Here is a 23,874-nt window from a genome sequence, read left to right as displayed (position 1 = left end):
GGGCACCCCCACTCCAAGGAAAGGACCGGTATGTGGTTCGGAGGCACCACCGACCCCCGAATGCGCATTCGACCCGCGAAAGCCGAACCCCTCGCGGGCCTTCCCTCCGTGTGGACAAGCCCGACCTACCAAGGCACTCCCCTCGTCGTTCCCTACTCCGAACGAGGCAGCGGCTTGGTGGTGATGGGAACCTGCGGCGCGGATGAGTACCAGGTCCGCAGGGCGATCGCTCACGGTGTTCCTGATGACGTGGCGTGGCGGTGGCCGGGGAGCTACATCGCCGCCGAGATCACGCCCGGCGGGGTGACACTGTGGACCGACCTGGGCGCCACACCTCTCTACACACGGCACACAGCACACGGCCACCTCGTCTGGGGTTCCAGCGCCCGGTTGCTCGCCTCGCTTGACGGCGATCCCGACATCAATCTCGATCACGTGGCGGACGCCCTCGCTGGGAGACGAGTCGAAGGCACCTACTTCACTCACGTGGGACCGGTCGCCTTCGGCCACAAAGTGCGGCTGTCGGCCCGGAACGTGGACCAGCGTCCGCTCTGGCGGCCCTCCGTCACCGAGGGAACCGACCACAACCATGGGCAACGTCTTCGCGCGGCGTTGGAAGGTGCCGTGGCCGTGCGTGTGGATTCCTCACGTCGGCCGACCACGGACTTCTCCGGAGGTTTCGACTCCACGGCTCTGGGACTCGTCGCGGCTGAACGTCTCGCACGTAAGGACGAGTACATCCTCGGTGTCACCCTGCACCCCGAAGGGGTGTACCAAGGCGGCGACCTCGACTATGCCCGTGAGGCCGTTCCCGACCGGGGGTTGCGGCACGCATGGATGCCGCTTAGCAAGGAACACCTGCCCTACCGGGGTCTCGATCTGGTTCCGGCCACAGACGAACCAGCGCCCTCCACCGCCTCCTACGCCTACTTCTCCGGTCAGATGGTCTGGCTCGCCGAACAGGGCTCGGATATGCACATGACCGGTGACGGTGGTGACGGGCTCCTGCTCACCCCGCCCGGCCACATCGCACGTGTGCTGCGACGTGGGAACTTCCGTCTGGGGCTTGGGGAAGCCGCCCGATGGGCGCACATACGACGCACTTCGATCTGGCGTGCGCTGAGCACCGTGCGCTCCGTCCCTCAGGTGCACACGCCGTTCGACTTGGACAGCCCTACCCATCACGCCGTAATCCAGAGCAGGATGATCGCCGCGCGCACCGCACGGGCTGACGTCGAGATCGCTCACGGCTTCGGAGTCCGTCTGCACAACCCCTACTTCGACGCTCAGGTCATCGACACCTATCTGTCCATCCCCGAATCCGACTTGCCCGGTCCTACCCGCTACAAGCCGATCCTGGTCGAAGCGATGCGCGACCTGTTTCCCGCACGGCTCGCTCAACGAACGACCAAGGGCGATGCCAGCAGCGACCACTACGGCGGGCTGCGGCAAGCCTTGCCGACACTGACGGGTTTCATTGATGGCCACCTGTCCGGCGCGGGGTTGATCGACCCTGCCGAGATCCGGAAGCGCATGCACTACGTGGCGGCCGGGGTGGGTGACATGTCGCTGGTACGGCCTGTGATTGAAACCGAAGCCTGGCTGCGCGCCGTTCGCAGCGCTCCCATCCTGCGCTGGGGGCGGCGTCCATGACCGCCAACGTGTGTGTGCCAACCGATGTCCGAGCCTGCGATCTCGGACCAGCGATTGTCCTGGTGTCCTACCGATCCGGGGCCGTGCAGGTTCTCACCGGTCCCTCACGGGAGTGGTGGGTCAAGGCCGCGCAAACGGGCAGGGCCGAGGAGTCAACGCCCGTGGTGCCCCGCCTTCTCGACAAAGGGGTGGTGGAGCATGGCACCGGCTCAGAGCGCCCTTGGCCTCTCGTGTTCGGGAAGTCCTGGGAGCCAAACTGGGGTACCCATGAGTTGCCCATGGGGTTCGCTTCTCATCCCCGTGTTCCCCCACGCGCCCACGTAACGGGCGCCATCGGGCTCATCCTGACGCTGACGACCGCAGTAGCAGGGAGCCGTCGAAAGCGCATGAGGCGCATGGTGCGCCTCGTGGACCACGCTTCGCGGTGGTCACGGAAACCTGCAACACGTCAGCAGGCCGAGCATGCTATCCATGCCGTGCGTCGTCTTGGTACGTTCTCGCCCGTCCGGACAGCCTGCTTGGAAGAATCTGTGGCAGCGACGCTGGCCCTCGCGCTGATCGGACGCCGGGGACGTTGGTGTCACGGCGTCATGGCAGATCCCATTCTCCTGCATGCCTGGATCGAAGCCGAAGGCGAACCTGTCGCAGAGCCGGACAGCACCCGAAAATGCGCTGTCTTGCTGGAACTACCCACGAAGGAGAACACGTGAGCGACCCCGTGATCTGGCTACGCGGTGAGAAGGCCGGTATCGGACCACTGCGCGCGGACCTGGAGCAGGAGTACTGGCGATGGGAGCAACAGATCCCCACCATCGTGGGCTACAACCGGAAGACTCCTCAGCCCATCGAGACGACCCGACTGATCCTCATCGAGGGCTACGACCGCGCTTCGGACCGCGAGATCCGCTTCACCATCTACGACCTGACAGGCGAAGAACCCCGCCCCGTCGGGTTGGCGCAGCTGATCACCATGCCGTCTCAGAGTACGGGCGAGTACATCGTCGCTATGGGCGAGGCTCGGGGCAAGGGCGTCGGTACTGAGGCGACGAAGCTCGTACTGGACTACGCCTTCCACGTCACCAGCCTGGAGTGCGTTCACCTGTCCGTCATCGAGCCGAACACGGGTGCGATCCGCGCCTACGAGAAAGCGGGATTCACACGGCAGGGAGTGCGACGCCGCTCGGGTCAGTGGCTCGGGCAGCGGGTCAACGAAGTGCTGATGGACGCCGTCCCCGAGGAGTTCGAGGGGCCTTCTCGGGTCAAGCAGATGTTCCGTTGACCACCCCTGTGCCACGGTAGCCGCGGGCGAAGGGCCTGCTGGACCAGGTGAGTGAAGCTCTTGGCGGCAAACGACGCGCCGGGTGCGGAGGTCGTCCTCCGCGCCCGGCGCGTGTGTGTGCCTGGTTGTGGCTAGACCAGCGGTCGCGCGGTCGGCGGGATGGTGACCGGCAGTGCGCTGTCGTCGGTGAGGTAGCGGTCCACTCCGGCGGCGGCGGAGCGGCCCTCGGCGATGGCCCAGACGATGAGCGACTGGCCGCGGCCCATGTCCCCGGCGCAGAAGACACCGTCGACGGTGGTGCGGTAGTCGGCGTCGCGGACGACGTTGCCGCGTCCGTCCAGCTCCACGCCGAGCTGGTCGATCAGGCCCTCCTTCTGGGGGCCGACGAAGCCCATGGCGAGCGTGACGAGTTCGGCGGGGATCTCGCGCTCGGTGCCCTCGACGGGTTCGAAGCCCTTGTCGGTGCGCTTGACCTCGACGAGCTTGAGGGCGCGGACCTGGCCGTTGTCGTCGCCGAGGAACTCGACGGTGTTGACGGCGTAGACCCGCTTGCCGCCCTCCTCGTGGGCGCTGGTGACCTTGTAGAGCATGGGCATGGTCGGCCAGGGCTGGTTGTCGGGCCGCGTGGCGGGCGGCTTGGGCATGATCTCCAGCTGGGTGACCGACGCGGCGCCCTGGCGGTGGGCGGTGCCGACGCAGTCGGCGCCGGTGTCGCCGCCGCCGATGACGACGACGTGCTTGCCCTGGGCGCTGATGGCGGGCGTGTCGTAGTCGCCCTCCTGCACCCGGTTGGCCAGGGGCAGGTACTCCATGGCCTGGTGGATGCCGCCGAGTTCGCGGCCCTTGGCGGGCAGGTCGCGCCAGGCGGTGGCGCCGCCGCTGATGACGACGGCGTCGTGTTCGGCGCGCAGCTGCTCGGCGGTGATGTCGACGCCGACGTCGACTCCGGCGCGGAAGGTGGTGCCCTCGGCGCTCATCTGGGCGAGGCGGCGGTCGATGTGCCGCTTCTCCATCTTGAACTCGGGGATGCCGTAGCGCAGGAGGCCGCCGACGCGGTCGGCGCGCTCGTAGACGGTGACGTCGTGTCCGGCGCGGGTGAGCTGTTGGGCGGCGGCGAGTCCGGCGGGGCCGGAGCCGACGACGGCGACCTTCTTGCCGGTGCGGGTGGTGGGGGGCAGGGGCTTGACCCAGCCCTCCTCCCACGCGCGGTCGATGATGGAGACCTCGACGTTCTTGATGGTGACGGCGGGCTGGTTGATGCCGAGCACGCACGCGGACTCGCACGGGGCGGGGCAGAGCCTGCCGGTGAACTCCGGGAAGTTGTTGGTGGCGTGCAGGCGTTCGATCGCCTCGGCCCAGTCGTGGGTGTGGACGAGGTGGTTCCACTCGGGGATGAGGTTGCCGAGCGGGCAGCCGTTGTGGCAGAAGGGGATGCCGCAGTCCATGCAGCGTGAGGCCTGCTTGGTGACGGTTCCCCGGTCGAAGTCCTCGTAGACCTCGCGCCAGTCCTGGATGCGCACGTCGACGGGTCGGTGCTTGGGGAGCTCTCGCTCGGTGGTCTTCAGGAAGCCCTTGGGGTCGGCCATGTGCCTTCCTCCTCTCGTGTCAGGACTGTGCGGAGGCCATGACGGCCTCGTTGACGTCGCGGCCCTCGCGTTCGGCCTCGGCCTGGGCGAGCAGGACGCGCTTGTAGTCGCGGGGCATGATCTTGGCGATGCGGTCGAGCCCGCTCCCGCCGTCGGTGAGGATCCGGTCGGCGACGGCCGATCCGGTCTCGGCGCGGTGGCGGGTGAGGACGTCGGTGAGGAACGCGCGGTCCTCGTCGGTGAGGGCCTCGATCTCGACCATCTCGGTGTTGACGCGTTCGCGGTCCAGGTCCAGGACGTAGGCGACGCCTCCGGACATACCGGCCGCGAAGTTGCGGCCGGTGCGGCCGAGGACGACGGCGCGGCCGCCGGTCATGTACTCGCAGCCGTGGTCGCCGATGCCCTCGACGACGGCGAGGGCGCCGGAGTTGCGGACGCAGAAGCGTTCGCCGACGACGCCGCGCAGGAGGATCTCTCCGGAGGTGGCGCCGTAGCCGATGACGTTGCCGGCGATGATGTGGTCCTCGGCGACCAGCTGGGAGGCGTTGTCGGGGCGGACGATGACGCGTCCGCCGGACAGGCCCTTGCCGACGTAGTCGTTGGCGTCGCCGGACAGGCGCAGGGTGACGCCCTTGGGCACGAAGGCGCCGAAGGACTGGCCCGCGGATCCGGTGAAGGAGACGTCGATGGTGTCGTCGGGGAGGCCGTCGGCGCCGTGGCGCTTGGTGACCTCGTGTCCGAGCATGGTGCCGACGGTGCGGTTGACGTTGCGTACGGGCAGTTCGAGGCGTACGGGCTGGCCGAAGTCCAGGGCGCCCTCGCTGAGCTGGATGAGGGTGTTGTCCAGGGCCTTCTCCAGGCCGTGGTCCTGGAGGCGCTGCTGGACGCGGTGGTCGCCCGCGCGGGGCTCGACCTCGTACAGGATGGGCGACAGGTCCAGGCCCTGGGCCTTCCAGTGGGTGACGGCGTCGGCGGTGTCGAGCAGGTCGATGGAGCCGATGGCCTCGTCCAGGCTGCGGAAGCCGAGCTGGGCGAGGTACTCGCGGACCTCCTGGGCGATGAACTCGAAGAAGTTGACGACGTACTCGGCCTTGCCGGAGAAGCGCTCGCGCAGGAGCGGGTTCTGGGTGGCGACGCCGACGGGGCAGGTGTCCAGGTGGCACACGCGCATCATGACGCAGCCGGAGACGACGAGGGGTGCGGTGGCGAAACCGTACTCCTCGGCGCCGAGCAGGGCGGCGATGACGACGTCGCGGCCGGTCTTCATCTGGCCGTCGGCCTGGACGACGATGCGGTCGCGCAGGCCGTTGAGCAGCAGGGTCTGCTGGGTCTCGGCGAGGCCGAGCTCCCAGGGGGTGCCCGCGTGCTTGAGGGAGGTCAGCGGCGAGGCGCCGGTGCCTCCGTCGTGGCCGGAGATGAGGACGACGTCGGCGTGTGCCTTGGACACGCCGGCGGCGACGGTGCCCACGCCCGCCTCGGAGACCAGTTTGACGTGGACCCGGGCGGAGGGGTTGGCGTTCTTGAGGTCGTGGATGAGCTGGGCGAGGTCCTCGATGGAGTAGATGTCGTGGTGGGGCGGCGGGGAGATGAGCCCGACGCCGGGGGTGGAGTGGCGGGTCCGGGCGACCCACGGGTAGACCTTGTGGCCGGGCAGCTGGCCGCCCTCGCCGGGCTTGGCGCCCTGGGCCATCTTGATCTGGATGTCGTCGGCGTTGCTGAGGTAGTGCGAGGTGACGCCGAAGCGGCCGGAGGCGACCTGCTTGATGGAGCTGCGCCGCAGGTCCCCGTTGGCGTCGGGGGTGAAGCGGTCGGGGTCCTCGCCGCCCTCGCCGGTGTTGGACTTGCCGCCGAGGCGGTTCATCGCGATGGCGAGGGTCTGGTGGGCCTCGGCGGAGATGGAGCCGTAGGACATGGCTCCGGTGGAGAAGCGCCGGACGATCTCCGAGACGGGTTCGACCTCGTCGACGGGCACGGGCTCGCGCACGCCGTCCTTGAAGCGCAGGAGACCGCGCAGGGTCATGAGCTTCTCGGACTGGTCGTCGATCTGGGAGGTGTACTCCTTGAAGATCTCGTACTTGCGGGTGCGGGTGGAGTGCTGGAGTTTGAAGACGGTCTCGGGGCTGAACAGGTGCGGTTCGCCCTCGCGGCGCCACTGGTACTCGCCGCCGACCTCCAGTCGCCGGTGGGCGTTGGGGTTGGCGGTGTGGGCGCGGCGGTGGCGGATGGCGACCTCCTCGGCGAGGACGTCGAAGCCGACGCCGCCCAGGCGGGAGGTGGTGCCGGTGAAGCAGCGGTCGATGACCTCGGCGCCCAGGCCCAGGGCCTCGAAGATCTGGGCTCCGGTGTAGGAGCTGACCGTGGACACGCCGATCTTGGACATGACCTTCAGGACGCCCTTGCCGAAGGCCTTGACGGTGTTGCGGACGGCCTGGTCGGCGTCGACGCCGCCGATGGTGCCGTGCTCGACGAGGTCGCGGACGGTGGCCAGCGCCAGGTAGGGGTTGACCGCGGAGGCGCCGTAGCCGATGAGCAGGGCGACGTGGTGGCATTCGCGCACGTCGGCGGCCTCGATGAGGAGGCCGACCTCGGTGCGGGTCTTCTCACGGACGAGGTGGTGGTGGACCGATCCGGTGAGCAGCAGCGACGGGATGGGCGCGCGGCCCTCGTCGGCGCCGCGGTCGCTGAGCACGAGGATGTGGGCTCCGTCGGCGATGGCGGCGGAGACCTCGGTGTTGATCTGCTCCAGGCGGGCGGAGAGCGCGTCGCCGCCGCCGTCGACGGGGTAGGTGCCGTCGACGGTGAAGCTCTTCAGGGCCGGGTTGCCCTGTCCGGCGGCGACGATGGCGGCCAGTTCGGCCTGGTCGACGACCGGGGTGGGCAGGACGAGGCGCTGGGTGCTTCCCGGTGCGGCGTCGAGGATGTTGTGCTCGGCGCCCAGGAGGGTGGCCAGGCTGGTGACCATCTCCTCGCGGATGGCGTCCAGGGGCGGGTTGGTGACCTGGGCGAAGTTCTGCGAGAAGTAGTCGAAGAGCTGGCGGGAGCGCTCGGAGAGCGCGGCCACCGGAGTGTCGGTGCCCATGGAGCCGATGGGTTCGGCGCCGGTGCGGGCCATCGGGGTGAGGATGACGCGCAGCTCCTCCTCGGTGTAGCCGAAGACCTGCTGGGCGCGCTGGAGTTCGGTGACCGGGACGGGCGGGGCGTCGGGCAGGTCGGCCAGGCGCAGGACGCCGGTGTCGATCCACTCCTGGTAGGGGTGCTGCGCGGCGAGTTCGGCCTTGATCTCCTCGTCCTCGACGATGCGCCCCTGGGCGGTGTCGACGACGAAGATGCGGCCGGGCTGGAGGCGTCCCTTGCGCACGACGGTGGCGGGGTCGATGTCCAGGACTCCGGCCTCGCTGGCGAGGACGACGAGGCCGTCCTCGGTGACCCAGTAGCGGCCGGGGCGCAGGCCGTTGCGGTCCAGGACCGCGCCGACGACGGTGCCGTCGGTGAAGGACACCGAGGCGGGGCCGTCCCAGGGCTCCATGAGGGTGGAGTGGTACTCGTAGAAGGCCCGGACGGCCGGGTCCATCTCGGTGTGGTTCTCCCAGGGCTCGGGGATCATCATGAGCACCGCGTGCGGCAGGGAGCGTCCGCCCAGGTGGAGCAGTTCCAGGGCGTCGTCGAAGGAGGCGGTGTCGGAGTCGTCGGGGTCGACGATCGGGAAGATCCGGTCGAGACGGCCGGGGATGAGGTCGCTGGCGAGCTTGGCCTCGCGCGCCCGCATCATGTTCCGGTTGCCCTTGACGGTGTTGATCTCGCCGTTGTGCGCGACGTAGCGGAACGGGTGGGCGAGCGGCCAGGACGGGAACGTGTTGGTGGAGAAGCGGGAGTGGACCAGGGCCAGGCCGGAGGCGTAGCGCCGGTCGGACAGGTCGGGGAAGAACGGCTCCAGCTGCGGGGTGGTGAGCATGCCCTTGTAGGCGATGGTGCGCGGGGACAGGCTCGGGAAGTAGACGTCGCTCTCGTGCTCGGCGCGCTTGCGTACGCAGTAGGCGTGGCGCTCCAGATCGATGCCGGTGAGGCCCTCGGTGGCGGTTCCGGGGGTGCCCGTGATGAAGAGCTGCCCGAAGTAGGGCATGGCCTGGCGGGCTGCGGGGCCGCTGTACTGGGGCTCGAAGGGCAGTTCGCGCCAGCCGAGCAGGGTCAGGCCCTCCTCGGCGACGATGGCGTTGATGCGCTCCACGGCGGCGGCGCGCTCGGCGGCGTCGGCGGGCAGGAACCCGATGCCGGTGGCGTAGGCGCCGGCCTCGGGCAGGGTGAAGTCGCAGACTTCGGTGTAGAGCTCGTGCGGGATCTGGGTGAGGATGCCCGCGCCGTCGCCGTCGTCGGGGTCGGCACCGGAGGCTCCGCGGTGGTCGAGGTTGCGGAGTACGGTGAGCGCCTTCTCGACAATGGAGTGGCTGCGACGTCCAGTGAGGTCGGCGACGAAGCCCACACCGCAGGCGTCGTGCTCGAAAGCGGGGTCGTACAGGCCCTGGGAAGTGGTCTCGGGGTTCGTTCGGACGGACGAACGCCGCACCTGGCCAGCAGGCATCTACCCTCCTGTCGTCTTGCGTCGGCTTCGTGAAAAGCGCATCCGGGACGACGTTGGCCCTGCTGCGTGCGGATGAAGTTGTGTCGCCGCGTGGTGCGGCGGTGACCGTCCTGTGGGCTCCGTGGCCGCCTCCGTCGTGCGTCCACGTCCTCGTGGTCGCCGGTGGCGGGCGGGGTCGCCCGTGACGGGCAGGTTCCCTTATACATGCCGGTCCAGCCGCGACGCCAATCGCAGGTCTAGACCATGTGGCGCCGCGGTGCGCCGGTGGCCCCCTGCCGTACCCGTGTGTGCGGGCTCGGGCACGGTCCCTTCCGGGAGGGTTCCCGGTGTGGGCTGGCCTAGCGGGTTTTTCCACGAGGGAACCCCGCTAAACCTCCCAAAGGGGCCGAAACACCGACCTGGGAGGTCGGGTACGCCACTTCGGGTATGCGGGCGCGACGCGCCGCGGCCCCACATTACCCCGGTGTTAACCCCGTCCCCAAGAGGGTGGGGGGCGGGTCCCCTAGTGATATGCCCCTCACCGGCCGGTGCCGCTGACCTGCGTGGCGGTGGACCACGCGCCGCCCCGGCGCGCGTGGGACGATCGACGCATGCACGCGACTCCTCCGGGCCCGGACGGCCCCCCTTCCGCTGCCTCCGGGCGGGTACCAGCCGCGGACGGCCGCGCCGCCCGCGCCGACCGCTCCCCCGACGGCCCGCCGCCCCTTCCCGAGCCCGCCTCGGAGCTGCTGCGCGGCCACGGTGTGGACGCGCCCCGGCTGCGGCGTGTGCTGGCGCTGCTCTCGGACGGGCGCGAGTGGGAGGCGAACGCGCTGGTGCGCGCCAGCGGCGTCGCGTACGCGCTGGTGTCCTCCCTGGTGGAGGCCCTGACAGAGGCCGGTGAGCTGGTGGCCGGGGACGGGCGGGGCCGAGTGCGCCTGGTGCGGCCGGAGCGCTACGCGGGCGCGGCCGGGGAGGAGCCCGCCGACCCGGTGGCCCACCTGCTCCCCCGTTACTCACGGGCGCTGGCGGAGCTGGCGCGCGCCGTGGAACAGGGACCCGCCTCGGACCTGGACCTGGACCACGTCGCGGCGACGGCCGAGACCGCGCTGCGCCGGGCGCTGCTGCTGTCCACCCGGTTCGACCTGCGCGACCGCACGCTGCTGTGCGTGGGCGACCACGACCTGACCTCGGTGGCGCTGGCCCTGGTGTGCCTGGGCGCCCGCGCGGAGGTCGTGGACATCGACGAGCGCGTCCTGGCCCACATCGACGCCCTGGCCGCCGACCTGGGACTGGCGGTGCGCACGCACGCCGCGGACCTGCGTCTGGGGTTGCCGCCCGCGGTGCGCGGCGTCGCGGACGTGGTGTTCACCGATCCCCCCTACACGCCCGACGGGGTGGAGCTGTTCGTGCGGCGCGGTGTGGAGGGGATGGCCGACCCCCGCCGGGGCCGGGTGCTGGTGGCCTACGGGGCCAGTGAGACCACCCCGCGGCTGGCCGCGGCCACGCAGGCGCGGCTGGTGCGGATGGACCTGCTGCTGGAGGCGGTGTGGCCGGACTTCAACCGCTACCACGGGGCCGAGTCGATCGGCGCGGCCTCGGACCTGTACGTGCTGCGTCCGCTGGCGCGCACGCTGCCCGCGCCCTCGGGTGAGGTGGCGCGTGTGTACAGCCAGGGGGTGAACGCCAAGGAGGCCCGGGGCGGCCTGGACGCCGACCGGGCCCGCGCCGTGCTGGACCGGGTGGCCGAGGAGACCCGGGAGACCGGTGGTGACCGTGCGCCGACTCTGGTGGGCGCGTGGCCCGGCGAGGTCGCCGGGTCGGGGCGGGTGCGCCTGTCCACGTGGATGGAGGCGCCCGGGCAGGGCGGCGGCTGCGCGGTGGTCAATCTCGCGGGCGGGTGGGACCGCTGGGCGGCGCGCGCGGCCCTGGCCGCCGCCGGGGACACCGTGTACGTGCTGGTGCCGTCCTCCGCGGCGTGCGTGCGCGACGAGGCGGGCCAGCGGGGGCTGCGCGCCCTGGTGGAACCGCGTTTCGGGGTGCGGTTCCTGCGCGGGTTCGGCGCGGACGGCCTGACGGCGGTGCGGCTGACCCGGCGCCCGGACGCGGACTCGGCGGTGGAGCGGCTGCTGGCGCACGTGCAGGAGCGGGCGCACGGCACGCTCACCGCGACCCTGCGGGCGGGGCTGGTGGAGGTGTCGGCGTGGCGGGGAGGTCCGGTCAACAAGCGCACGGCGCGCCACGCGGTGGCCGCCGCGCCGGAGTGGGTGTCGGGGCACACCCTGCTGGACCTGCCCGAGCACCGCTTCGGCGAGCTGCGCGGGGTGGCCGCCGACCTGTTGGAGCGGGTCCAGGCGCCCCCGTCCTGATCCGGTGACCGGAAAGGTCCACCGGCCCGCCCCCTTCGCCGTCGCAGGTCAAGGGCTCACGCCTCACACTGGTAACGCTTCCGGCCAGCCAACGGGCTGCTGCGTGCCCGCCCCGGGGACGACGAAGGGGCCTGCGACGCCGCAGGCCCCTTCGTGCGTGTGCGTGGGGAGGTCAGCCGGTGCCGGTGGTCCCGGTTCCGGGCAGCTCCGTGCCCGTACCCGTACCTTCGGTGCCGGTCACACCCTCGCCCTCGGTGCCGCTGCCCGTACCCTCGGTCCCGGTTCCGTCGGTACCCGTGCCCTCGGTTCCGGTGCCCTCGGTCCCCTCCGTCGTCCCCTCGCTGCCGCCGGTGGTGCCCTCCTGCTGCACCATGCGCCGGTAGAGCGGGTCGCGGAAGTTGGCCAGCGCCACGAGCGGCCCGGACAGACTGACCCTGTCCTCCACCGACTCCGACTCGGTGGGCTGCACCCACACCAGGACCAGGTAGTGGCCGCTGACGACCGCGTCGCTGGCGCTGTAGCCGCTGCCCAGGCGGTCGAAGGGCTCGGCCCCGGACGGGGAGAGCACGAAGCCGGGGTCCTCGGCGTCCTCCCCCTCGGGCTCGGTGAGGGCCGCGGCGACCGCGCGGCTGCCCTCGACGTCGGCGAGGTTGAACACGGCCACGACGCCGAAGTAGGTGTCGGAGACGTAGGTGGCGCGCCCGGCCTGGGTGCAGTCGGCCTCGGCCAGGGCGGCCTTGACGGGCTCGCCCCACACCGCGGCGGCGCAGTCCTCGGCCAGGGCCGAGTCGCGCAGGGCGAAGTCGATGCTCTGGCTGGAGATCTCGGCGTTGCGATCCCCGAACAGCTCGTTCTCGTTGAGGGGGCGGCTGTCGGCCTCGCGGGTGGCGAGCACCTCGTTCATGCTGCCGGCGTCGATGACCCGGTACACGGCGGGACGGGACTGGGGGGCGGCCTGCCCTTCGCCGCCCTCCTCCCCCGCGTTGAGGTACAGGACCACGCCGAGGGCGATCAGCGCCACGACCAGCACACCGGCCACGATGGCGATGAGGGGGCCCAGGCGCCGGGACTCCCTCTTCCTGCGCCCCCCGGCCCGTCGGCGCCCGCCCTCCCGGGAGGAGCGCCCCTCGGGCTCGGTGTCGGGCTCGCTGCTCTTCCTCCGACGCCCCGCGGGTCCGGACGCCGACGGTTCAGAAGGGGACACCCAATGGACCTTTCCTCGGATGCGGTCCGGCCCGCGCGTACGCGGGCCGGACCGATGTGTTCGGGGGTGTGTGAGGCCGGGAATCCTCGCCGCGCCTCATGTGACCTCGGGTCGGTCTGTCGCAGATCCTATCGGGGCCTCCGACAGGCCGGGACAGACTACTCCTCGGCCTGCTCCGCCGCCTGGTTCACGGCCACGACCTCCTCGTAGACGTAGCGCGCCGCGTTCATGGAGGCCACGCTCAGCGTCGCCATGTCGGTGTTGTCCCCGGGCGGGGTGCCGTCGGTGTCGGCCACCCAGAACACGGCCAGGTAGTGGCCCATGACCTGGGTCGTGGCCTGGCTGTAACCGTCCCGCAGGCCGGGGACCTCGTCGCCGGTCTGCGTGAGCAGGAACCCGGCGCCGCTCTCGGCGTTGGTCGGGTCCAGCTCGCGCTCGACCTCGGCCGCGGCTTCGGCGTTGGCCAGGTCGAACAGGGTGAACTGGGCCACGTGCTGCTCGTCCCCGTCGGTGTACACACCGGAGGCGGCCTGGACGCAGTTGGCGTCGATCAGGCTCTGGCCGAGTTCCTCACCCCACACCAGGGAGGTGCAGGAGTCGGTGACGGCGCCCTGGCGCAGCTCCAGGTTCATATCGTCCAGGCCGATCTCGCGGACCGGGTCGAACACGCTCTCCTCGGTCATCGGTTCGATGCCCTCGGGGCGCTCGTTGATGGCGCCGAAGACGTCCTCGCGGTTGGGCTCGGACAGGTACAGCTCCGGGGTGAGGGTGCTGTGCCCGTCCGGCGGGGTCACGACCGTGTCGTCCCCGCCCGCGACGGCGCCGCCGCTCCCGGTGAGGAGCTGGTAGGAAAGCAGGCCGAGGAGGGCGATCAGCGCGACACTGAACGCTCCGAGCAGGACGCCGAGCACGGCGGTGCCGCGCTTGCGCTTGCTCTGCTCGGCGAGGGTGTACACGATCTGGTTGGGCCGGTCGCCCAGGACCGAGACGCGCTTGATCGCGGCGGCGGAGAAGGCCGAGACCTTGTTCACTCCCGTGGCTCCGGCCCGCCTGCCTCCGGTGGCCCGGTTGCCCGGGGCCCTGCGGCGGGAGGGGCCGCGGGCCCCGCGGCCCTTCCTGCGGCGCGAGGCGCGGCCGCCCCCGGCCTCCTCGGCGCCGTCCGCGTCGATGCCGTCGGCGCCGTCGTCCTCGTCGTAGGAGCCCTCGTCGTAGCCGTCGTGGCCACCGTCGTCGGCGGGACGGGTGTGGCCGTACTCCGCGGAGAAGTCCTCCTCGGGGTCGTACCCCTCCTGGTCCTGGTCCAGGATCTGGTCGTCGGCGCGGTCCTCGGTGTGGGCGCGTCGGCCTCTGCGGCCGTGCCCGGACTCAGCTCTGCTCACGGTCTTTCTCAATCGTCAACCCGTGGTCTGCTCGAAAGGTACAGGGGCCCAGATGCGTGCCCGGACACGGCCGGTCCACGTGGCTTCCCTGTGTCTACTCGGGCTTCGTCCCGGGTTCGGTTCCCGTGTCCCCGGCGTCCCTATCGGTCGAGCCCTCGCTACTAGATCGTTCAGGGCTCGGGTGGTATTCCGTCCCCGCCTCCTGTGAGCTGGAGCTTTGCGAACCGACACGCGATTCCTCGCTGTCCAGGGCGCTGTAGACGGTGCTGTCGTCGCGCGTCTCACCGTCGGTTGTGGGCCCGAACACCTGGGTTCCGGCGTCGTGGCCGTGGGGGACGACGGCGCTGGAGAAGGAGTCGATACGCCGTCCCGCCCACACGAAGTAGGCCAGGGCGGCGAGGAGGACCAGGAGGGAGGTCCAGTTGTTCAGGCGCAGGCCCAGGAAGTCGTTGGCGGGGTCCACGCGCAGGTACTCGATCCAGAACCGGCCGACGCAGTAGCCCATGACGTAGAGGGCGAACAGGCGTCCGCCCTGGAGGGAGCGCTCGTAGCGGCGGCCGGCCCAGGCCAGCAGGACGGCCAGGCCAAGGCACCACAGGGACTCGTAGAGGAAGGTGGGGTGGTAGGTGCTCACGCCCAGTTCCATGCCCGGGCGCAGGGCCCCGTTGGGGTAGGGGGAGATCTCCACGGCCCAGGGCAGGTCGGTGGGCCTGCCGAACAGCTCCTGGTTGAAGTAGTTGCCCCAGCGGCCCAGGGCCTGGGCCAGGGGGATGGTGGGGGCGATGGCGAAGGAGAGTTTGGACATGGACAGGCCGCGTTTGCGGGCCACCAGCCACACGCCGAGGGCTCCCATGGGGATGGCTCCCCAGATGCCGAGTCCGCCCTCCCAGATGTACAGGGCGCGGATGGGCTCGCGGCCCTCGGCGAAGTACAGCTGTGCGTCGCTGATGACGTGGTAGAGGCGTCCGCCGATCAGGCCCAGGATCACGGCCCACACGGCCATGTCCATGATGGTGCCCTTCTCACCGCCCATGGCGGCCCAGCGCCGCTCGCTCCACAGCACCGCGACGATGACTCCGGCGAGGATGCACAGGGCGTAGAAGTGGATCTGAAGCGGCCCGATGGGGATGGAGTTGACCTGCGGGCTGGGGAAGGCCGCGAGGGCCCGGCCGAACTCGACCGCGCCCTCCGTGGCTGTCGACGACAATGTCACTGGTCTGCTCTCGGGTTCGCCCCGCGTGCGGGGGTGTCTTAGGGGATGGCTACTCCGCGCCACCCCCGTCGCCTGTGGGTTGGGTGTCGACCTCGCCGGGCTCCGCTGAGGCGATCGCCTCGTTGAGGCCCCGGGCGGTCATGGCGGTGTCGTTGTCGAGCAACTCACCGTTGATGTAGACGGAGGGCGTTCCGCGAAAGGCGTTGTCTCCGCTGTAGCGAGTGTAGGCGTTCCCGGTGGCTTCGATGATCTGGCCCGTGTACGTCCCCTCCAGGAACGAGGGGTCGTGGCCGTGCTCGGCGCCCCAGGCGAGCAGGTCGGTCAGCACCATGGTGGCGAGGGTGTCCTCGCCGATCTGCGCCATGGCGTCCTCGGTCAGGGCGGGCAGGAACTCCTCGGTGAACCGGGAGACCACGGCGGCCTCGTCCTCCACCCGCTGGTCGAACCGCTCCTGCTGCTCCGGGGTGGGGTCGGTCTCGGCGAACCACTCCTTGAGCTGGTCGACGGTGAAGCCCTCGGTGCGCTCGGTGGGCTGGTTCTCGAAGAGGATGTCGTTGTAGCGCACGAACCGGTCGTGGTCGGCGGCGGCGCGGGCGGCGGCCCCGGCGCGCAGCGAGTTGCTGCTCAGGGGCACCGGCTGCTGGGCGAAGATGCTGACCGGCCGGTAGTGGACGACGGCCTCGCCCTGGGCGGCGTTCTCCTTGAGGACGCCGCCGTTGAGGAGTTCGAACTGGCGGCAGGCGGGGCACTGGTAGTCGGCGTAGACCTCGACGACGGGGGCCGACGCGCCTTCCTGGGCCATGACGACGCTGCCGTCCTGCTGGAGGGTCGTCGGTGCCAGGGCCCCCTCGTACTCGCCGTCGCGGCGGTCGGCGTTGAGGGCGACGTAGCCGATGCCGACGATGAGGAGCACCACCGCGGCGGCGACGCCCACCACGATGAGGGTCCTGTTGCGCTTGGCCCTGCGCTTGTCCTTCTCCCTCTGCTCCTTGAGTTTCTCGCGGGAGCGCCTGCGCGCTTCACTGCCCATGTCTTCCCCTGTTCCTCACTGCTGCTGGATACGGTCGGCCGTCCGGGGTCACCGGAAGAGGCCGAGGGCGCGGTCGACGGCGAAGGGCGAACGCGGCCAGACCGCGACGAAGGCGCCCATCGCGGCGAAGGCGATGTCGCGGGCGATGGAGAGCCCGTAGGTGGTCTCCTCCGGGTCGACCTGGCCGCCGCCGCCGAAGCAGCCGCAGTCGATGCTCAGCCCCCGGGCCATGGCGGAGAGGATCCCGGCGATGAAGACGACCATGAGCAGCGCGCTGGCGGCGCCGACGTAGCGGGTGGCGAGTCCGATCAGGAGGAGGGCGGCCAGGGCGAGTTCGAACAGGGGGAGGGTGTAGCCGATGAACCGCGCGACCTCGGCGGGGAAGAGGTCGTAGGCCTCGACCGCCTGGACGGACAGGGCCGGGGGGAACTTGGAGACGGCGGCGAAGACCAGGACGGCGGCCAGTCCGACGCGGCAGGCGAGGCTGAGCCAGGGTTGGACGGCCTCCCAACGCGACCCTCCGGGCGCGGGGTCGGTGGCGGGCGTCTGGTCGGTTGTGTCCATCACTGCGGCCTCCGGGGAGAGAGCGGGCGGGTCATCTGGTGTGCGGGGCGGGTGTCTCCGCCTGCGGGCGGGAGGGAAGCCCCTGCCTCCTTGCCGTTCGGTGCGGCCGTGACCGCCGCGCCCGCCGGAGCGGGCGCGGGTTCCTCCATGGAGTCGTCACCGGGCCGTGCGGGGTTCCCGGGACGTGGAGATGTGGTCACCGCCACCGCGCGCCGCCACCCGCCCCGTGCGCGTCCGGGACGAGCACGGCCCGGTGGGCCGGAGGGGCGGGTGGGCGTCGGGAAAGAGGCCCCGTCACCACCATGCGTGGGCGTCTCGTCGCCCTTCGTGTCGGGTCAGATCCTACTGCCTGTGTTGGGTGCATGACGCTGAGTCCGGGATTTCGGGCGCAGTGGTTGATGCCCCTCGGGGCGGAGGGCGTCCCTCCCCCTTCATGGGTGCCTGGTCAGAGAGGTGTCACGAGGTTTTTTCGGGGGCTCTCCCACCCGGTTCTCACCGGTTTGACCGTTGCCTTGTCCGGCGCGGCTGCGGGGGTCCGCTGGGAAGCGGGGCCGCACGACGAAGGCGGGGGCCGTCCCGTGGACGACCCCCGCCGGTGTTCACGCGTCCCGCTGGCCGCGGGCCCCTCGGGTCAGGTGCGGCCCGAGCGCACTCCCCGCGCCAGTTCCTGGGCGAAGGAGCGGACCGCGACGAGTCCGGTCTCCAGGTCCGGCGCGTCCAGGACGCGCTGGCAGAACCCGGCGCCGACGATCACGCCGTCGGCGTAGGCGGCCACCTCGGCGGCCTGGGCGCCGGTGGAGATGCCCAGGCCCACGCAGACCGGCAGTCCGGAGTCGCGGGTCGCCTCGCGGGTGCGCCGCACCAGCGCGGCGGCGGTGTCGGCGACCTGGGTGCGGGTGCCGGTCACGCCCATGAGCGAGGCGGCGTACACGAAGCCGGTGCACTCCCGCGTGGTCAGGGCCAGGCGCCGGTCGGTGGAGGAGGGCGCGACCAGGAACACCCGGTCCAGGCCGCAGGCGTCGGAGGCGGCCACCCACTCCTCGGACTCCTCGGGGATGAGGTCGGGGGTGATCACCCCGGCCCCGCCCGCCTTGGCCAGGCCCGCGGCGAAGCGCTCGACCCCGTAGCGCTCGATGGGGTTCCAGTAGGACATCACCACGGCGGCGGCGCCGGTGGCGGCGGTGGCCTCGACCACACGGAACACGTCGTCGGTGGTGGTGCCCGCGGCCAGGGCCCGGTCGGCGGCCCGCTGGATGGTGGGGCCGTCCATCATGGGGTCGGAGTAGGGCAGGCCGACCTCGATGACGTCGCAGCCCCCCTCGACCATGGCCTGGATGACCCGGACGGAGGACTCCACGTCGGGGAACCCCGCGGGCAGGTAGCCGATCAGGGCGGCGCGTCCGGCCTCGCGGGCCTCGGCGAGCTTGGTCTGTAGTGCGGTGGCGCTCACGCCTGTCCCTCCGGGTCAACGAGGCCGAAGTAGGCGGCCGCGGTGTCAACGTCCTTGTCGCCGCGCCCGGAGAGGTTCACCAGGATGACGGCGTCGGGGCCGAGGCGCTCGCCGAGCTTGCGGGCTCCGGCCAGGGCGTGCGCGCTCTCGATGGCCGGGATGATGCCCTCGGTGCGGCACAGCAGCCGGAAGGCCTCCATGGCCTCGGCGTCGGTGATCGGTTCGTAGGTGGCGCGGCCGGTGTCGGCGAGGTAGGCGTGCTCGGGGCCCACCGCCGGGTAGTCGAGTCCGGCGGAGATGGAGTGGCTGGGCAGGGTCTGGCCGTACTCGTCCTGGAGCACGAAGGTGCGCGCCCCGTGGAAGACGCCGGGGCTGCCCGCGGTGATGGAGGCGGCGGTGCGGGTGGTCCGCGCGCCCTCTCCCCCGGCCTCGAAGCCGTACAGGGCGACCTCCTCGTCGGGGATGAAGGCCGCGAAGACCGCCATGGCGTTGGAGCCGCCGCCCACGCACGCGGCGACCGCGTCGGGGAGCCTGCCGACGCGCTCCAGGACCTGTTCGCGGGCCTCCTGGCCGACAACGAAGTGCAGGTCGCGCACGAGCTTGGGGAAGGGGTGCGGACCGGCGACGGTACCGAACAGGTAGTGGGTGCGGTCGACGTTGGCCACCCAGTCGCGGAAGGCCTCGTTGATGGCGTCCTTGAGGGTGCGGCTGCCGATGGTGACGGGGACGACCTCGGCGCCGAGCATGCGCATGCGGGCGACGTTGAGCGCCTGGCGGCGGGTGTCCTCCTCACCCATGTAGATCACGCACTCCAGGCCGAGCAGGGCGCAGGCGGTGGCGGTGGCCACGCCGTGCTGTCCGGCGCCGGTCTCGGCGATGACGCGGGTCTTGCCCATCCGCTTGGTGAGCAGGGCCTGGCCGAGGACGTTGTTGATCTTGTGCGATCCGGTGTGGTTGAGGTCCTCGCGCTTGAGCAGGACGCGCGCGCCGCCGCAGTGCTCGGAGAAGTTGCGGGCCTCGCTCAGGGCGCTGGGGCGCCCGGTGTAGTCCTTGAGCAGTTCGGCGAGTTCGGCCTGGTACTGGGGGTCCTGTTTGGCCTTCTCCCACTCGGCGGCCACCTCGTCGAGGGCGGCGATGAGGGCTTCGGGCGCGAAGCGGCCGCCGAAGCGGCCGTAGTGCCCGCGCTGGTCGGGCAGGGGTTGGTCGTGACTCATGGCACGCTCTCCTGGGAAGGGCCGACCGCGGGGCTCCCCCGGCCTCGCGCCGCGGGGTCCGCGCGCCGACCGGCTGTGCGCCGCCCGGCTCCGGCGGCGCGTTCTGACTGTGGGTCAACGCGGCGGCGGGAACCCGCGGCTCACTGGCGCGGGTTCCCTAGAGCCATCGCCATCTGCGGACGGGGCGTGTCGTCGCCGTGTCCGCCGGTGCCTGCGTCGACCCTCTCACGGGCTGTGGCTCCCTAGTTCCGGTCCCGCAGGGCGGGGTGGGCCCCGGCGGTGACCAGGTCGGCGACGGCCTCGCGCGGGTTGCGGCCGCGGACCAGGCTCTCGCCGACGAGGACGGCTCCGGCTCCGGCCCCCGCGTAGGCCAGCAGGTCGTGCGGGCCGCGGACACCGGACTCGGCGATCTTGACGACGTCGGAGGGGATGAGGGGGGCGAGCCGGGAGAAGGTGTCCCGGTCCACCTCCAGGGTCTTGAGGTTGCGGGCGTTGACGCCGACGACGGTGGCCCCGGCGTCGAGTGCGCGCGAGACCTCCTCCTCGTCGTGGACCTCCACCAGCGGCATCAGGCCGAGCGAGCGGGCCCTCTCCACCAGGGAGACCAGGGCCTCCTGGGGCAGGGCCGCGACGATGAGCAGCACGGCGGAGGCCCCGAAGACGCGGGCCTCCCACAGCTGGTAGGAGCTGACCACGAAGTCCTTGCGCAGCAGCGGGGTGTCGACCGCCTTGTGGACGGCCTGGAGGTCGGCGAGGCTGCCCTTGAAGCGGCGCTGCTCGGTGAGGACGCTGATCAGGGCGGCGCCGCCGGCCTCGTAGTCGCGGGCCAGGGACGCGGGGTCGGTGATGGCCGCGAGGGGGCCCTTGGAGGGGCTGGCCCGCTTGACCTCGGCGATGACGTGCACGCCCGGACGGCGCAGGGCGGCTTCGGCGTCCTTGGGGGTGGGCACCGACCCGGCCTGGGCCTTGAGGCGGTCAAGGGGCAGGTCCTCCTGCCGCTGCGCCAGGTCAGCGCGTACTCCGTCGAGGATCTCGTCGAGCACGCTCACCAGTTACTGCTCCCTCGTGAAAGTGGGCCGGCACGGTGGTGGCCCGTGGTGCGGACTCCTCGCGCGGCGGGATCGGACACCGCCGCACCGTGTTGCTGGTCATCGTATCCACCCGCGGGGACCGCGGGGCCGCCGACCCCGTGGGAGGCCACCGCGGTGGCGGCGGTGGGAGCCGGAAAAGGGGACTCGCGCACCGGTGTGTCGGTGCGGCGCGCCGACCGGCGGTCACATGGTCGCCAGTACCGCGAACATGAACAGGAAGTACACGAGCACGACCACGAGGTAGAGGACCACGGGGACGAAGCAGACCAGGCCGATGATGCCCAGGATCTTGGCGGTGTCGGAGGCGGACTGGGCTCCCGCGTAGTCGCCCGTCTCCCACTTGCTGTTGACCTGGATGGCGAAGACCAGGCCGATGATGCCGATCACCGGGATGCAGCTGACGATGCCCAGGATGTTGAACACCAGGTAGTTCCTGGGGGGTCCGCCGGGGGGCGGGGCATGGTAACCGTAGCCGCCGGGAGGGCCGTAACCGCCGTTGGGCGGGGGGCCGTAGTACATGTGGGGAACTCTCCAGAATCCGTGGGGCGTGTGGTCGCGGTTTCGCGGATCCGCTCGTTGGGTCAGATCGCGGGGAACCCGTTCCGGTTCCGTGTCACCATCCGGGGAACAGCGGGGTCCCGGGGGCGAGGAAGGAGAACCAGGGCAGGTTCCGGGCCACCCAGTACACGAGGATGAGGACGAGCAGGCCCCAGATGAACCATGTGGGCGTGAGCTGTCGCGGTCCGCGGCGGAAGCCGAGCGCGTCGGCGAACCAGCGCGCGTAGGACAGCAGCAGGTAGGGGGCCAGGACGAACAGCAGGGGGTTCATGCTGATGGCGCCGAGGATGTCCAGGTTGGTGGTGAGCGCGACCGCGCGCATGGTCCCGCAGCCGGGGCAGAAGGTTCCGGTGAGCAGGAGCCAGGGACATGTGGGGTAGTTGCCGGGCTCGTTGGGGTCCAGGACATGGAGGAGGAGGGCGCCGGCCAGGCCCGTCGCGCCCAGGGAGACCGGCCAGACAACCGGGTGCACGCGCTCGACGAGGTTCTGGAGGCGGCTGGGGCGGGGCTCGGACGGCGAGGCCGCCGGAGCGGGGCCGGTGCCGGGGTTCTCGTGGGGGTGCACGGGGTCAGCCTACCCATCGCGGGGCGCCGCCGGAAAAAAGGCGGCTCCGCCCTCGTGGCAGTGCGAGGGCGGAGCAGGGGATGTGCGCGGCGGGCCCCGATGTGTCGGCGCCCCGCTGCTAGTAGGTGTAGGTGCTGTCGTAGGTGGCCGCGCTACCGACCGCGACCACCATGAGGATGATGTAGAGGATCGTGCCGATCACGCTGATGATGAACAGCACCAGGCCGATGATGCCCAGGATCTTCGCGGTGTTCGCCGAGGACTCGGCACCGGCGTAGTCGCCGCTGGACCACTTGCTGTTGACCTGGATGGCGAAGACCAGGCCGATGATCCCGATCAGCGGGATGCAGCTGATGATCCCCAGGATGTTGTGGATCAGGTAGTTCTTCGGCGCCTGGCCCGAGGGTGGCTGGGCACCGTAGCCACCGGAGGGCGGGCCGTAGCCGCCCCCGGGGGGACCGTAGCCGCCGCCGGGGGGCGGGCCGGGGTTGCCGGGGGGAGGGGGACCGTAACTCATGCTCGGTACAACTTTCCGGAAGAGGACAAGGGATTTGCGCGGCGCACGGAGGAACACTCCGGTCCAACACGGGGCAGGGTTGGCTCACCAGGTCGCGTACACCGCGGGCAGAAAGGAATGATGCCAGATCGGTGGGACTCCCACCGAACCGAACCAACGCGGCAGCCGTGGCCGGTGGGCCGAATCTACCCGCCCCGTGGGACCTTCGTCCATATTTCCGTTACTCACTCGTTGTGAGCTGCTGCTCTCCCGATATCCCGTGTCCCTCAGACCTTGGTCGCGTCGGGGTCCAGCGCGGGGCCGGGCTGCGCGGCGGCGGGCTCGGGCTGCGCGGCGCCGGACTTGCGGCCGGCCTCCCACTCCTCGCGCGTGGGCGGGACGGGGCGGGGCTCCTTGCGGCCGTAGCCGGCCTTCTTCATGACACCGGCGATCGCGGCGAGCACGACGCTGGCGACGAGGGCGACGGCGGTCCACAGCAGCAGGTCGCCGCCGAGGAAGACGATGACGAAGGCCGCCACGGACCACGCCACGATCCAGGACACGGTGAGGAACCAGGCGGACAGGGTGTTGCCGTGGTCGTCGTGGTGCTCGTCGGCCATCAGGTGTTCTCCTTAGGTTCGGCTGGGCGTGCTGCCAGCGGTGCGTGTGCGGCGCCGCCGGAGTCCGCGGGCGTGGCGCCTCCGGGCTCAGCGTCGAGTGTGGGGTCGTCACCGGCGTCCAGCGACCTCCACAGGTCGGAGGGCGTCTCGGACCGGGTCGCGCGCGGTGCGGCGTCCCGATCGTACCGGGTGCCCATACCCGGCCAGGCAGGGGCTCGTAGGACCGCGACCAGCCCCGCAGCGACCAGGAGCACGGCTCCGGCCACGGCCAGGGCGGGCCCCAGGGCCAGCAGTCGGGGGTCGGCGGCCACCTGGGCGGCCCCGGCGGTGTCGGTGGTGTTGTCGGCCACCGCGTCCAGGAGCGCGCTGGGGCGGGTGGCGCCCCAGACGGCGTTGAGGGCGGCCGCTCCGCCCAGGGCGACGAGGAGGCCGACCGCGCGGCGGGCCCAGCCCCGGGTGGCGTACAGGCCAGCGATCCCGGCCAGCCCGGCCCAGCCGATGCCGCTCAGGGCGCCGGTGAGGTCGGTTCCGGTGAGTTCCACGGAGACGGGGGCGACCGGCCCCGGCGCGGCGAGCTCGCCGGTCGCCCACTGGCGTCCGGCGGCGGCGAGCAGCAGCCCGGCCCCGGCGGCCAGGGCGAGCATGGCCAGGCCGTACTCCCGGCGCGCGCGGGGCGGGAAGGCGGACGAACTCACAGGAGTCTCCCGGCGTCGAAGCAGGTGTGGTCGCCGGTGTGGCAGGCGGCGCCCTCCTGGTCGACGCGGACCAGCAGGGTGTCCCCGTCGCAGTCGAGTGCGACCGATACCACACGCTGGGTGTGTCCGGAGGTGGCGCCCTTGACCCAGTACTCGCCGCGGCTGCGCGACCAGTAGGTGGCGGAGCCGGTGGTGAGGGTGCGGTGCAGGGCCTCGTCGTCCATCCAGGCGAGCATGAGTACCTCCCCGGTGTCGTGCTGTTGCACGACGGCGGGGACGAGGCCGTCCGGGTTCCGCTTGAGGCGGGCGGCGATGTCCGGGTCGAGGCTGGTGACGCTCATGCACTCCAGATT

Annotated in this window: 20 protein-coding genes; 4 read left to right on the top strand and 16 right to left on the bottom strand. The window is 71.3% G+C overall.

Annotation, left to right across the window (positions count from 1 at the left end; all coding sequences use genetic code 11):
* The first annotated feature begins 30 nt into the window (after positions 1 to 30).
* From ACSIH6_RS18475 to ACSIH6_RS18465, 3 genes are read left to right on the top strand one after another with little or no spacing between them, the layout of a single operon-like run.
* Positions 31 to 1,653: an albusnodin/ikarugamycin family macrolactam cyclase gene (locus tag ACSIH6_RS18475; protein WP_435109547.1), complete on the top strand. Its 1,623-nt coding sequence runs from the start codon at positions 31 to 33 to the stop codon at positions 1,651 to 1,653.
* On the top strand, positions 1,650 to 2,363 hold the full coding sequence (locus ACSIH6_RS18470; protein ID WP_435109546.1) for a lasso peptide biosynthesis B2 protein: 714 nt from the start codon (positions 1,650 to 1,652) through the stop codon (positions 2,361 to 2,363). Before ACSIH6_RS18475 ends, ACSIH6_RS18470 begins: the two co-directional genes overlap by 4 nt.
* The gene (locus tag ACSIH6_RS18465) at positions 2,360 to 2,932 is read left to right on the top strand and encodes a GNAT family N-acetyltransferase (RefSeq protein WP_435109545.1); all 573 of its coding nucleotides are present in this window, start codon (positions 2,360 to 2,362) and stop codon (positions 2,930 to 2,932) included. The genes ACSIH6_RS18470 and ACSIH6_RS18465 overlap by 4 nt, the downstream gene beginning before the upstream one ends.
* A gap of 131 nt (positions 2,933 to 3,063) precedes the next feature.
* On the opposite strand, the gene ACSIH6_RS18460 is transcribed toward ACSIH6_RS18465, so the two are convergent.
* Complete coding sequence (locus ACSIH6_RS18460; RefSeq protein ID WP_435109544.1) at positions 3,064 to 4,518, bottom strand: glutamate synthase subunit beta; 1,455 nt, start codon at positions 4,516 to 4,518, stop codon at positions 3,064 to 3,066.
* A 19-nt stretch (positions 4,519 to 4,537) separates the two neighbouring features.
* Positions 4,538 to 9,094, bottom strand: a complete 4,557-nt coding sequence (gene gltB / locus ACSIH6_RS18455) for a glutamate synthase large subunit (RefSeq protein WP_435109543.1) — start codon at positions 9,092 to 9,094, stop codon at positions 4,538 to 4,540.
* A gap of 590 nt (positions 9,095 to 9,684) precedes the next feature.
* Here gltB and ACSIH6_RS18450 point away from each other — a divergent pair.
* Entirely contained in the window at positions 9,685 to 11,442 is a 1,758-nt protein-coding gene (locus ACSIH6_RS18450; protein ID WP_435109542.1) for a bis-aminopropyl spermidine synthase family protein, read from the top strand.
* 172 nt (positions 11,443 to 11,614) lie between these two features.
* Here the strand turns inward: ACSIH6_RS18450 and ACSIH6_RS18445 are convergent, their stop codons facing one another.
* The 14 genes from ACSIH6_RS18445 to hisI form a co-directional block, all read right to left on the bottom strand.
* Positions 11,615 to 12,646 (bottom strand): hypothetical protein, encoded by a 1,032-nt coding sequence (locus ACSIH6_RS18445; RefSeq protein WP_435109541.1) that lies wholly within the window; start codon positions 12,644 to 12,646, stop codon positions 11,615 to 11,617.
* A gap of 158 nt (positions 12,647 to 12,804) precedes the next feature.
* Positions 12,805 to 14,025, bottom strand: a complete 1,221-nt coding sequence (locus ACSIH6_RS18440) for a hypothetical protein (RefSeq protein ID WP_435109540.1) — start codon at positions 14,023 to 14,025, stop codon at positions 12,805 to 12,807.
* A gap of 94 nt (positions 14,026 to 14,119) precedes the next feature.
* On the bottom strand, positions 14,120 to 15,232 hold the full coding sequence (lgt, locus tag ACSIH6_RS18435) for a prolipoprotein diacylglyceryl transferase (protein ID WP_435109539.1): 1,113 nt from the start codon (positions 15,230 to 15,232) through the stop codon (positions 14,120 to 14,122).
* A gap of 55 nt (positions 15,233 to 15,287) precedes the next feature.
* On the bottom strand, positions 15,288 to 16,268 hold the full coding sequence (locus ACSIH6_RS18430; RefSeq protein WP_435109538.1) for a DsbA family protein: 981 nt from the start codon (positions 16,266 to 16,268) through the stop codon (positions 15,288 to 15,290).
* A gap of 48 nt (positions 16,269 to 16,316) precedes the next feature.
* Positions 16,317 to 16,832, bottom strand: coding sequence for a MauE/DoxX family redox-associated membrane protein (locus ACSIH6_RS18425; RefSeq protein ID WP_435109537.1), 516 nt, complete (start codon positions 16,830 to 16,832; stop codon positions 16,317 to 16,319).
* Positions 16,833 to 17,463: 631 nt separating this feature from the next.
* Positions 17,464 to 18,282: a tryptophan synthase subunit alpha gene (trpA, locus tag ACSIH6_RS18420; RefSeq protein ID WP_435109536.1), complete on the bottom strand. Its 819-nt coding sequence runs from the start codon at positions 18,280 to 18,282 to the stop codon at positions 17,464 to 17,466.
* A complete protein-coding gene (gene trpB / locus ACSIH6_RS18415; RefSeq protein WP_435109535.1) occupies positions 18,279 to 19,496 on the bottom strand; it encodes a tryptophan synthase subunit beta in 1,218 nt (405 codons plus the stop codon). The genes trpA and trpB overlap by 4 nt, the downstream gene beginning before the upstream one ends.
* A gap of 242 nt (positions 19,497 to 19,738) precedes the next feature.
* Positions 19,739 to 20,545 carry an indole-3-glycerol phosphate synthase TrpC gene (gene trpC / locus ACSIH6_RS18410; protein WP_435109534.1) on the bottom strand — a complete coding sequence of 269 codons (807 nt, stop codon included), beginning with the start codon at positions 20,543 to 20,545 and terminating at the stop codon, positions 19,739 to 19,741.
* Positions 20,546 to 20,770: 225 nt separating this feature from the next.
* Complete coding sequence (locus ACSIH6_RS18405) at positions 20,771 to 21,106, bottom strand: CD225/dispanin family protein (RefSeq protein ID WP_435109533.1); 336 nt, start codon at positions 21,104 to 21,106, stop codon at positions 20,771 to 20,773.
* Between the two features lie 94 nt (positions 21,107 to 21,200).
* On the bottom strand, positions 21,201 to 21,710 hold the full coding sequence (locus ACSIH6_RS18400) for a DUF2752 domain-containing protein (protein WP_435109532.1): 510 nt from the start codon (positions 21,708 to 21,710) through the stop codon (positions 21,201 to 21,203).
* Positions 21,711 to 21,828: 118 nt separating this feature from the next.
* Positions 21,829 to 22,227 (bottom strand): CD225/dispanin family protein, encoded by a 399-nt coding sequence (locus ACSIH6_RS18395; protein WP_435109531.1) that lies wholly within the window; start codon positions 22,225 to 22,227, stop codon positions 21,829 to 21,831.
* Between the two features lie 266 nt (positions 22,228 to 22,493).
* Positions 22,494 to 22,826, bottom strand: a complete 333-nt coding sequence (locus tag ACSIH6_RS18390; RefSeq protein WP_435109530.1) for an HGxxPAAW family protein — start codon at positions 22,824 to 22,826, stop codon at positions 22,494 to 22,496.
* On the bottom strand, positions 22,826 to 23,521 hold the full coding sequence (locus ACSIH6_RS18385; protein WP_435109529.1) for a Trp biosynthesis-associated membrane protein: 696 nt from the start codon (positions 23,519 to 23,521) through the stop codon (positions 22,826 to 22,828). Before ACSIH6_RS18385 ends, ACSIH6_RS18390 begins: the two co-directional genes overlap by 1 nt.
* Positions 23,518 to 23,862, bottom strand: coding sequence for a phosphoribosyl-AMP cyclohydrolase (gene hisI / locus ACSIH6_RS18380; RefSeq protein WP_013154196.1), 345 nt, complete (start codon positions 23,860 to 23,862; stop codon positions 23,518 to 23,520). Before hisI ends, ACSIH6_RS18385 begins: the two co-directional genes overlap by 4 nt.
* Between the last annotated feature and the right edge of the window lie 12 nt (positions 23,863 to 23,874).

The sequence above is a fragment of the Nocardiopsis synnemataformans genome, from assembly GCF_965343085.1.
GTDB lineage: Bacteria > Actinomycetota > Actinomycetes > Streptosporangiales > Streptosporangiaceae > Nocardiopsis > Nocardiopsis alborubida.
The sequence above is the reverse complement of the archived record's forward strand: the minus strand, read 5'-3'. Positions and strand labels throughout refer to the sequence as shown.

Excerpts from the sequence above, each read along its gene's own strand:
- ACSIH6_RS18390 (WP_435109530.1), bottom strand. The coding sequence starts at position 22,826 with ATGGCCGACGAGCACCACGACGACCACGGCAACACCCTGTCCGCCTGG.
- ACSIH6_RS18430 (WP_435109538.1), bottom strand. The coding sequence starts at position 16,268 with ATGGGCAGTGAAGCGCGCAGGCGCTCCCGCGAGAAACTCAAGGAGCAG.
- ACSIH6_RS18405 (WP_435109533.1), bottom strand. The coding sequence starts at position 21,106 with ATGTACTACGGCCCCCCGCCCAACGGCGGTTACGGCCCTCCCGGCGGC.
- ACSIH6_RS18450 (WP_435109542.1), top strand. The coding sequence starts at position 9,685 with ATGCACGCGACTCCTCCGGGCCCGGACGGCCCCCCTTCCGCTGCCTCC.
- ACSIH6_RS18475 (WP_435109547.1), top strand. The coding sequence starts at position 31 with ATGTGGTTCGGAGGCACCACCGACCCCCGAATGCGCATTCGACCCGCG.
- hisI (WP_013154196.1), bottom strand. The coding sequence starts at position 23,862 with ATGAGCGTCACCAGCCTCGACCCGGACATCGCCGCCCGCCTCAAGCGG.
- ACSIH6_RS18395 (WP_435109531.1), bottom strand. The coding sequence starts at position 22,227 with ATGAGTTACGGTCCCCCTCCCCCCGGCAACCCCGGCCCGCCCCCCGGC.
- gltB (WP_435109543.1), bottom strand. The coding sequence starts at position 9,094 with ATGCCTGCTGGCCAGGTGCGGCGTTCGTCCGTCCGAACGAACCCCGAG.
- ACSIH6_RS18425 (WP_435109537.1), bottom strand. The coding sequence starts at position 16,832 with ATGGACACAACCGACCAGACGCCCGCCACCGACCCCGCGCCCGGAGGG.
- ACSIH6_RS18470 (WP_435109546.1), top strand. The coding sequence starts at position 1,650 with ATGACCGCCAACGTGTGTGTGCCAACCGATGTCCGAGCCTGCGATCTC.
- ACSIH6_RS18460 (WP_435109544.1), bottom strand. The coding sequence starts at position 4,518 with ATGGCCGACCCCAAGGGCTTCCTGAAGACCACCGAGCGAGAGCTCCCC.
- trpB (WP_435109535.1), bottom strand. The coding sequence starts at position 19,496 with ATGAGTCACGACCAACCCCTGCCCGACCAGCGCGGGCACTACGGCCGC.